Origin of the sequence: uncultured Oxalicibacterium sp., from assembly GCF_913776015.1 — a bacterium.
Lineage (GTDB): Bacteria > Pseudomonadota > Gammaproteobacteria > Burkholderiales > Burkholderiaceae_D > Oxalicibacterium.
The window spans coordinates 1-9,764 of the sequence record NZ_CAJYMD010000060.1 but is presented as its reverse complement, the minus strand read 5'-3'; the positions used below and the strand labels follow the sequence as shown (position 1 = coordinate 9,764).

At 53.0% G+C, this 9,764-nt stretch carries 10 protein-coding genes; 5 read left to right on the top strand and 5 right to left on the bottom strand.

What is annotated here, in order from left to right; translation table 11 throughout:
* The first annotated feature begins 207 nt into the window (after positions 1–207).
* The 5 genes from QZ725_RS10485 to QZ725_RS10465 all read left to right on the top strand — a co-directional run bounded on the left by QZ725_RS10485 (position 208) and on the right by QZ725_RS10465 (position 5,119).
* Positions 208–1,743, top strand: coding sequence for a hypothetical protein (locus QZ725_RS10485; RefSeq protein WP_293779268.1), 1,536 nt, complete (start codon positions 208–210; stop codon positions 1,741–1,743).
* Positions 1,744–1,752: 9 nt separating this feature from the next.
* Positions 1,753–2,082 (top strand): DUF5455 family protein, encoded by a 330-nt coding sequence (locus QZ725_RS10480; protein WP_293779266.1) that lies wholly within the window; start codon positions 1,753–1,755, stop codon positions 2,080–2,082.
* Positions 2,079–2,207, top strand: a complete 129-nt coding sequence (locus tag QZ725_RS10475; protein ID WP_293779264.1) for a hypothetical protein — start codon at positions 2,079–2,081, stop codon at positions 2,205–2,207. The genes QZ725_RS10480 and QZ725_RS10475 overlap by 4 nt, the downstream gene beginning before the upstream one ends.
* On the top strand, positions 2,208–3,155 hold the full coding sequence (locus QZ725_RS10470; RefSeq protein WP_293779262.1) for a zonular occludens toxin domain-containing protein: 948 nt from the start codon (positions 2,208–2,210) through the stop codon (positions 3,153–3,155). It begins immediately after the preceding gene.
* Between the two features lie 1,466 nt (positions 3,156–4,621).
* On the top strand, positions 4,622–5,119 hold the full coding sequence (locus QZ725_RS10465) for a helix-turn-helix domain-containing protein (protein ID WP_366774114.1): 498 nt from the start codon (positions 4,622–4,624) through the stop codon (positions 5,117–5,119).
* Here the strand turns inward: QZ725_RS10465 and QZ725_RS10460 are convergent.
* From QZ725_RS10460 to QZ725_RS10440, 5 genes are all read right to left on the bottom strand, one after another.
* Complete coding sequence (locus QZ725_RS10460; protein ID WP_293779258.1) at positions 5,048–5,938, bottom strand: hypothetical protein; 891 nt, start codon at positions 5,936–5,938, stop codon at positions 5,048–5,050. The genes QZ725_RS10465 and QZ725_RS10460 overlap by 72 nt on opposite strands.
* A gap of 331 nt (positions 5,939–6,269) precedes the next feature.
* A complete protein-coding gene (locus QZ725_RS10455) occupies positions 6,270–7,448 on the bottom strand; it encodes a zonular occludens toxin domain-containing protein (protein ID WP_293779256.1) in 1,179 nt (392 codons plus the stop codon).
* On the bottom strand, positions 7,448–7,750 hold the full coding sequence (locus tag QZ725_RS10450; RefSeq protein ID WP_293779254.1) for a DUF2523 family protein: 303 nt from the start codon (positions 7,748–7,750) through the stop codon (positions 7,448–7,450). Before QZ725_RS10450 ends, QZ725_RS10455 begins: the two co-directional genes overlap by 1 nt.
* A 4-nt stretch (positions 7,751–7,754) precedes the next feature.
* Positions 7,755–8,777, bottom strand: a complete 1,023-nt coding sequence (locus tag QZ725_RS10445; protein ID WP_293779252.1) for a virulence factor TspB C-terminal domain-related protein — start codon at positions 8,775–8,777, stop codon at positions 7,755–7,757.
* 601 nt (positions 8,778–9,378) lie between these two features.
* A complete protein-coding gene (locus QZ725_RS10440) occupies positions 9,379–9,603 on the bottom strand; it encodes a major capsid protein (protein WP_293779250.1) in 225 nt (74 codons plus the stop codon).
* Positions 9,604–9,764 lie beyond the last annotated feature (161 nt).

The window sequence follows — 9,764 nt, the reverse complement described above, 5'->3', positions numbered from 1 at the left end:
ATCGCAGCACTGGTGGCCGGTGGCTTCTGGGGCATCTCCATGATGAAAAAAGCGTTCTCGCGCGCTAAGTAATCATCATGCACAACCTGACGACCCTAGCGGTCGTCAGCTTCTTGCTGGCGGCCTGCACAACGAAATCCACCTATGAACGCTCCTTACGTGAACGCATGTCAAATGCGGAATTTCAGTGCCTGGATGGCTCGTTCCGTGAACGCTGCCTTGATCCTCTTCCTTCTCTTCGTCTCACTAGCATGGACTAGTGCGCATGCACAGATCAATTATCCGACCGCAGGTGGCGTCATACCAACCGATGTAGTCGGCCCATACAGCCAATATCCACCTTCGTACAATCCGTACCTAAACAACGCTCAACAGAACACCGTCACGACCGCAACGGCCAACGGTGTACAAGCAAAAATCACCGGCGAAGCCACCGTTAGAACCGCTGGCGGCACCGCCGTTAAAGTCCCCGTGTCACAGACGGCGAACATCTCCAAGGCTGCGATCGCAAAAGCGGCGAGTAAAGCAATCGCCAAAGCAACACCGTTTGTCGGCACTGCATACGCCATCGGTGAATTTCTGGCTGAGATGAACGATAAGGGATATCGCCTCGGCCCCGATGGCCGCGTTGAGGGTCCAGAGCAACCAGGAATACCAGGTGATCCCGCTGGCACTGGCTATGGCATCGAAGGCTATCCACAGTACAACTCGCGCTCGCCTGAAACCACCTGTAATGGATGGGCGTCATGGAAAGCCGGTATCTCGGGATTTACAAAAGATGGTTGGTCATATCGTACTGAGTTGCAAAACAATGGGACGGTATGCCGGAACTATTACACCCACAATGTATGTACGGGCTGCGCACAGACCGAGGTGCAATACATTAAGAAAATCACCAACTACTACACACCGGGATTTCGCCCGATTGATGAAGCGCAAATTCACGCTGATGCGATGGCACGCCTTGAATCGCATTCGGGATTTTCAAAGCGTATGTATGACGCATTGAAGCGTGACGAAGGTGTGTATGAGGGTGCATGGCCGGGGGACTACAATCCACTCAAAGCGAATAACGGTATCGACTTCGGTGGCCTGCCGGTTTCCACCTCGCCGCAGGTTGTGTCCACGACCACAGCGACACGCCCTGATGGTTCCATTGACACGACGACCGTTTCTCAATGGATGACCATTACGCCGACTGCAACAGGCACCACATACGGCGACCAAATGCTGTCGTTTCCAAGTACGCAAACGCAGCAGTCACAAACGACGAACAGCGTCACCGGCCAGACCACGACCAGCACATCGGTCGTAACGAATCCAACCGTGACACCAAGCACCACGCCATCGACGGGAACGCCTGACACGGGGCCGCGTGAGTGCGGTTCACCAGGTCGCCCCAAATGCCAGATTGATGAGACTGGCACCGCGACAGCCACCGGCGCACTTGATCCCGCAACGGCAGCACTGGACACGGCCATCGACGGCTTGAAAACGACCATTCAAAACTCGGTCACCGATACCGGCAAAGATACGTCCCTGGGCTGGATGCCGACCATACCGGAAGGCACATGCCAGGAGGTCTCGTTCACGCTGCCGATTCCTGGTGGCCGGACCGTCACGTCGGACGTCTGCAAATACATTCCGCCGGTGACGTTGGGATTTGAATTGCTCTGGTCTGCCTTCTTCGGATTTGCTGTCATGGGCCTGGTCGCTTCTGCGACTGCCAAGAATCACGCGTAAGGGGATCGCATGCCACTGTTCTCAATCCTGTTTGTCAATGTCGTCGCTTCCTTCGCAGGCTGGCTCGTTAAGTTCTTCTCGCAGAAAGTGGCGATTGCGACGGCCATTAGCATCATCCTGGGATCATTGATCGTCGGTCTGTTTATCGCTGCCAAGGCGGCGCTAGGCTCGCTGCCTGTCCTGGCTGGTCAACTGCACCCCATGTTCGGAGCTGGCGTCGGCATGGTCATTCCGCCGCGCGTCGCTGGTCTGTTGACGGCGTACATCAGCTTTTGGGTGCTGGTGGAGCTGTATAAGTGGAAGGTCAATATTTTGCAACTGTGGGCGCGAACGATATGACAAACCTGACCTGGCCGGAAATCATCGTCCTGGGCGGCACCATCTTTGCCGTTCTCTACTATGTGTGGATCAACTTCATCAGCGATTTGCCTGATGATTTCCTTGATCGCCACAAGAGAAAATAAATGGCCGTCTACGCGATCACCGGCAAGCTCGGGTCAGGGAAGGGCAAGGGCGGCATGCAGCGCCTGCGTCAGTATCTGCGCGACGGCAAACGCGTGGCCACGAACTGCGATGTGTTCCTGGAACACATGCTGCCGAAACACTCCAAGGCAACGGTCATTCGTGTACCGGACAAGCCAAGTGTCGCGGATCTGTACGCGATTGGCTCTGGCAATCAGTACATCGACTTCCAGCCAGTCATGTCCTACGACGACATCGGCTATCACTTCATCGCACCGGAACCGAAACTACTCAAGGGATTCGACGAAGCGCATAACGGCGCGCTGGTGCTTGATGAATTGGCGTCCTGGTTCAATACGCGCACCTTCAATGACAAGGGCCGCGCCGAGCTGCTGGAATGGTTCATCCACGCCAGGAAGTACGGATGGGATATCTTTTTTATCTGCCAGAACATCAACCAGGTCGACAAGCAGCTACGCGAATCGTTGTTTGAATACGTGGTTCGCATGACGCGCCTGGATCGCCTCAAGATTCCCGTCGTATCGAATGGCTTGAAGTTGATGACGGCTGGCGCCACCAACGGCACCATGCCACGCGTCCACATCGGCACCGTTCGCCTGGGCACGAATCCTGATGCCCTGGTTGCTGATCGATGGGTATTCCGTGGCGACGATCTGAACGATGCCTACAACACGACGCAAGTGTTTAGCGACACGTACCCGCATGCGATTCACTGCCATCTGCCGAACTGGCATAGGGAAGGGCACAAGTACCCCGAGCCGGTACCGATTGGCATTCGTGTAGCCCGTCACCTTGGATTCATGCAAGAGCCACGGCCAGCACCAGCACCGCGGCTGAAATCGAACCAGGTGCGCGATCTCATCATGCAATTGCCACCAGGCGAACGCATTAAGCATTTCAAACGCGCCCAAGCCAATGGATTGATCTAGGTGGAATGAATAACGGGGGCTTTCGCCCCCGTATCTCAAGTTAAATTATTAAATATCAATGTACGGAGCGCCTCAATATGAGGCGTCGCAATAACGATTGACGCGATGTAGTCGGAAATTTTTATATGAATTTCCTTGTACCGAAATTCCATGAGGAACTCCTGTCACAAAGGAAAAATCGAGTCGATACGAGATCATTGTTTTGCAACAGACGCGCAAAAATCTGCACGTTATGTTGCGAAAAACGCTTGATCCGGATAGAGTATTGACATATGTTAAGCATACAACCTTCAAATTGTATTGATGTCATTGTCGATTTTCCCTTGGGTTAATCACATGCCACATCCAGAAAAGCGCCCCGCCCAGGGCGCTTTTTTGTTGTTGCCCCTACTGATAAGAATCACATCAGCGGAGCGATTGTATCTGAAGAAATGTTCAATTTAATCTTGATAATGAACAAGCCTTCCTTTTCCCTTTCATTAGCAGATATTGCCTAGGTAAATTAAGCCAGTTTCAGCTTAAATTCGTTTGAATCTCTGCCCACTTCCTGCTGTAAAGTCCATTAAGACGATGTGTTCCACCGTTAAATCGGATGACTTTCAGCGCTCTCGTTGCTGTTCGATGCGACCATGTTCCATGACGAAAAATGTGATCCCGACTATTGCTGACCGGTTAACGGATCGTAAAACAGCAGCAGCACGGGCGATTTGAGTCTGGCCGAAGGGCCAGATGCCGCAGGCACCCGTGCAGTGTTTCTAGGCATGCAGGAGCGTTTTGGCCGGTCGTCCCGGCCAGCGACGATGCCGCAGCGCTCTATGGCAAAATGTTTCGCATCGGTAATTCTTTCAATGATTTGAATGAACGTTCTCTTGTATGTGAAATGTGCGCTCCTGGTTACTCTGGCAGCCTTAATTTGCTACTGGCTATGGCGTCGATTCATTTGCGAACAGCCACTCAGGAAGCGCCACCTCACATCTAGCGAACAGTACGGAATCGAATATACGAAGTTGCTTACGGCGGTCATGAACGATCATCGTGTAGCGGCTCGGTTGATTAATCACGAGCACGCTAATGCCGGACCCGCAGGTATTGGCAAAGCAGAGGCAGTCAGACGGGCTTTAGATCGTCTTACGCAAGACCGATCCCGGGGACAATGGCGATAACACCGTAGCCTAGATGCAACAGCTTGAGATGTTTTCCTGGGATCAGATGACAGCGGCCGACAGAGCCGCAACCCTGGTGCAAATTCGCCAGGCGTACTGGCATATCCGCAATCTGCGCAAGGGAAGGTTCGGCCAGGCTGAGATACGTCGCCGGTATCGTTTCGTAGCCAACCAAAAAAAACGCCTGCAACTAGCAGGCGTCTCAAAGCGGGAAATTCTGGATTTTCTACGATGCTGTAGGCAGGGATGCAGAGCGTATGAGCGTGAGCCAAATTGCCTTGCCTGTACGTCTTAGTCTTCGCAATGCTATTTTACATAATGCAAATTATACGAAGTGCGCAAATAGTTAAACCTTGTAAAAGCCCCATGAATATGGGGCTCCCATCCAATCAAGACCGGCCTAATTTGCCGGTCTTTTTTTTATGCATGGAAAGGACTATGAAGCATCCTACTTTGCGTTATGGCCATGCCGCCGAACTTCGTTATTACGCCTTTGGAATGTCGATCAAAGAAATAGCAGACAGCCTTCACCGGTCTGAACGAACAGTCAGACGTTGGCTAAACGGCGAAGAAAAAATACCATTCTGGGTGCCCGAACTGTTGCGCCTACGGCACTACGAGTATCAGAACCGAATGCGATTAATGGGAATTGGCGAATGGCAGACAAAGCTCGGTCGCGTTTCAGGCGATGTAATCGATTTTACACACCTAAGACAACGTCGATTGCCGCTAGACGCCGGGCCTGCTCGCACTGAACCACAGGAATTGATTCATCCCGTCCGCATACTGGCAAATATCTGAATAACCGTTCAATTCAAATTGCTTTGCAATCTGGACGACGATATCGAATGTGTCCATGTCACCGGGAAACCAGTGTTTCTCGGGCTTTGGCAGGACGATGCCACGGCTAGACCAATACTTCTTTTTGTTCAAACCGGCATCCATTTGCTTCGCTACGTACTTGCCAATGTAACTGGCGATGCGGTGCGCACTGTTGCGGCCTCGCGGCTTGGTCAGATCGACGTTGCCATTATCACGACCAACGACACGACGCCACATCGCACGGATCAAGTTATAGCTTTTGACGCGAACGCCGTGTTCGTCACGCAGATAGGCCGGGAATTGCTGGCAAGCGATATGAATATGAATTGACGACCGACCAGGCTGCGCAGATAGGTTGCCATTTTTATGGCCTTCCTGACGCTCTAGCGTTGCAATGTATTCAAACTGGCCTAGCGTAGATAAACGTTCACGGAATGCCTTGAAATCACGCTGTGCACGCACTACATCGCGCATGTCTTCACGATACGTCAGTGTGAGCAAGCAATTGGCGCGGATGGCTTTGCAGCGGCGGCGAACTTGGGTCTTTGCGCGACGGGCGGCACGTTCGATGTTTTTCTCTCGATCCCCTTCCCCACGTTCCGCTTTTTCCGGCTTGTCGATTCCCTCGAAATCAGCGCCGTCTGACCAAGTGCGGTGTGCCTCATCGATGAAGACTTCGACGCCATCGGGAAACTGGTGGATTGTGACCGTTTTCCAGACTTGTGACTCTACAGCGTCACTTAACGGATGGCTTGGGTTGCTACGGTCGTTTGTGGCGAGTACACTGCGGCTATGCATGTCAAATACCTTTAAGCGGGTTGATGTGCTGGCCCCGGGTGGATGGCAGTCCTAACGGGGCTTTTTTACGTCTGTTGAAAAGCTTTTTTCTAATTCTTTAGAGCTTCAATCTTTCTTTCTTCCTTAAGTGTCCTTGGTACAAGTCTAGGCGGCGCTTCGCGCCGCCCGCCTGCTGCGCATGGCTGGGCGGCACGAACGCACGCCACCACAAGAACACGCCTTCGCATCGTCACTGGCCGGGACGACCGGCCAAAACGTTCCTGCATGCTCAGTAACACGGCCAATCCTCAAATCGGATTGGCTGCGATAGTGATACTCAGCGGCTTGGCTTTCAATACGATGCGCCATAGCCCATGCCCTTGGCATCCTGATCGCGAGTGCGGACGCCCTCTGGTTTGCGGCCTGCGGTGGTGCTGTCAGCATTGAGGATGCCTACGGCAGATGCAACCTGTTCTGGCCGCGCAGGATCAACGGGAACGCGTAACGCATCGGCCTTGACTAGGTAAGGCTGTCCATAGGCGCTTTGCTGCTGTTGCGGCTGTTCTTGTTTGAAGTCGACAAAGAAGCCTTTTTCGACAATCTGCTCACATGTGGCAAGTTCGACGGCCAGAATCGTGCCTTGCTGGCTGTAGCACTTGCATTGACCGCGCATGTTGACGCATGCGGCAGGGATTGGCGCTGTAACCGGTGCTGTGACGCCATCGTATTTCGGTGCGGTGTGCTGAAGACCAGCAATACGGGGCGTTTCATTGAACATGTAGCTTTGCGCATCAGCAAGTGGGTCCTGCCACTTTTGCCGCTCAGACGAAGTGGACTGCTGATATTGCTGCTGCCCGATCACTTGCGGCTGTTGTGGTGGAGCGTCTTTGGTTTTCTTGCCAATGGTGAGCCAGTAGACGGCATACACCATTGCGGCAAGGACGAACGGAATACACATAAGCATCCAGACACGCGCAGGTATGTTGCGCTTGATGGTGTGCACTTCGGCACTTTTGTAGAGTGCGTAGATACTCTTATCGAATTTGAATGAATGTTTCGTACTGTCTTTACGCCCTGCTGTCTTGTCGCAGTTATCGCGGACGGACGGCCATTCGTGAATCGTGCTGGATTCGGTGCCCCACTTGCGAATGCAGTGCATATGCTTGCCACAGAGCCGACGGATGGCGGTGTCAACAAGCATCGGATGCTGTGTAATCAGGACGATGTTCAAGCCCTGATGCCGAATCGTTTCGAGCTTTGCAACGTAAGGCGGTGGCTCTTTGCCCAACGTACGAGGCCGGAAAATAATCTGACATTCATCGATCAAGATGATGGCACCGGGAGGTGCTTCAAACCATTTTTCTGGGTCGATTGGCAACCACTTGCCGTGCAACTCATCGCCGAGCGTCACGCCATGATAAAAGACGGGCCGATTGTCACGTTCAGACCATTGCTTGACATACTTGATGGCATAGAGCGTTTTGCCATTACCGGGCAAGCCGGTAATCAACTCAATAGGCGCGGAACTCATTATTTGAACTCCATTTTCGTGATGGAGCCACCAGCGCCAACCTTGAGCGCCATTGCTGCCGTCCATGCAGAGAACATCATCGATAGCGCTCTGTCGACCCACAGCCAACCGAGAAAATTAACGACCGACAAAGGCATCTGACCAAACGAATCGATGATGTTTTGAAAGAGCCAATCAGAGACGACCGTGATACCGGTGTATGTCACGTAGGAAACGCCGAGGGCGACGAGCAGACGACCAAGGAGCGATGCCATTGCCATGCCGAAGCCAGCAATGAGCCATTGAATAATGAGTAAGGGCATTTTCTTATCCTAGGATTGAACGGGAAACGATCTTCCAACTGGCGAGCGATGCAAGCAGCATGACAACGCCACGGAGGACGATCAGGTAGTCACACATCTTTGCGAATGGAATCGTGAATTGACGACCTTGCACCGTGAATTGCACATCGGCGAAGCAGGAGCCGCCGCCGAGGAATGCGTTTTTGTTTAGCTCGGGCATAGCGACTTTTCGAGCATTCTCTTTCGTGGGGAATGTGCCTTTAAGTGGGTCGTTATCACTCATCATGTTGCCGCCTAATCGGCTCATGTCATCGGCCTTGCTGAACTCACAGGCGATCTTGCGCTGTTGCCGAAGGATGGCGCACTGGATGGCGTCGCCCTCGCAGCTCGTGCTCTCACACTCCCCTGATACGGTCGAATTTTTGCAAACGTTCAGGTTCGGATTTTTTGCACAGAAGCTGTCGGATTCAGAAGCCGATCCGCCACCACCGCCACCACCAGCTGATGCGCCGCCACCATCGCTCTTACCTTTTGTGGAAGTGCCGGGAATGTTGCCGGTGGAACTGCCCTCATGCGTACGAGTCGCGCCGTCTGGCGTGGTGTAGGTCGTCTTTGTATTGGTGGTGACGCTACCGTCGGAATTAGTGACCTTGGTCACTTCCGTTTTTACGGTGGTGCCATCGGGCTGCGTAGTGGTAGTAGGAGCAGGTTTTTCGATAACTTTAGTCGGCGTGGAAGGATTAGTACCAGAACCGGCACATATGCTGCCACCAGTGGAATCAGTGCCAATATTCTGGGTGCCCTCAGGACAGCCCTGCCCTTTGGCTGGATTGAAATTACCGGTTTCGGCAGGCTTAGTGGACGATCCAGAAGGAATCGTAGAAGGCTGTTGCGGGTTGCTACTGGCAGGTGTAGCAGTGCCGGTTTTCTTGCCAGAGAACGTGCAATAGAAAGTTTGCTCCGTTCCGGCAGCATTAAGCACGCCTTCACAATCAACGACTTTGGTGTAAGCGACATTGCATTGACCGTCTGACTCAGGCCATTTCATCCAGCCACTGCCTACGGTAGGGACAGTCGCTGATTTTGCACCCGGAGGACCAGTACCAGTCTTAAATGTCGTTACAGCGAAATCACCTTGCGCGCAAATTGGCGTTGGGTCAGCGCATTGCTGAGCCGAAGGCAATGATGTGTTCGGCGCGGAACCATCGGCGCACTTTGTTCGTGATGCCGATTGAAACACAGCTTTTACGGACACCGACCTAGAGCCATTAGAGACTAGCACTTCATATATTATGCAGGCTGCTCGAGCATCGCTTGAAGAATATTGACCGACCTCATAGCCATCTTTGCGGTAATTGCTGTTAGGGATTGTGTACTTGCCGTAGTAGTCAGCACAGGCAGCAGACTGACTGCTAAATTCGCCAGATGATCCGACCCAATACCACGTAGAAGTAATGGGCGCAGCAGCCATAGCTATAGATGCGCACAGGGCCAGCAGAACGCCGACGAGGAAATAGAACAGGTTCCTCATTTGAACAGGATCATCCCGGCGACAGCCATTGCAAAAAGTACGATCCAGCCTTCCATGTTTGTCCCCTTCCCTGTTAACTGAAAAGGGAGGCCGAAGCCTCCCAGTTTTGCGGCTTCGATTACATCGCGGCGCGGATGTATTTGAATGCCTTGATGCCGACGATCACGACCAGCACGGCAGCACCGACGACAGCAGCAGCCGCGCCAGCTTCCGTCAATGCGGTCGTGACTTCGGTGGTGCTGATGGCGGCATGCGCACCAGTGGATGCCAGACCGAGTGCAGCAGCACCGGCGACAGCAGCTTGGTTTTTGACGGAGCCGAAGAAGCGTTTAGCCTTATTCATTTGATTCCCTTTCAGATGGATTGAAGATTGCATACCCCACTTGTTTGATGCCCCAGCAAACGGCCCACAATGCCCACATTGCGCCGCCGATCAATGAAGCGTCTGCTACGGACAGAGAGCCAAGCGAGGCAATAACACTCTCTGCACCTGTTTCCACAACG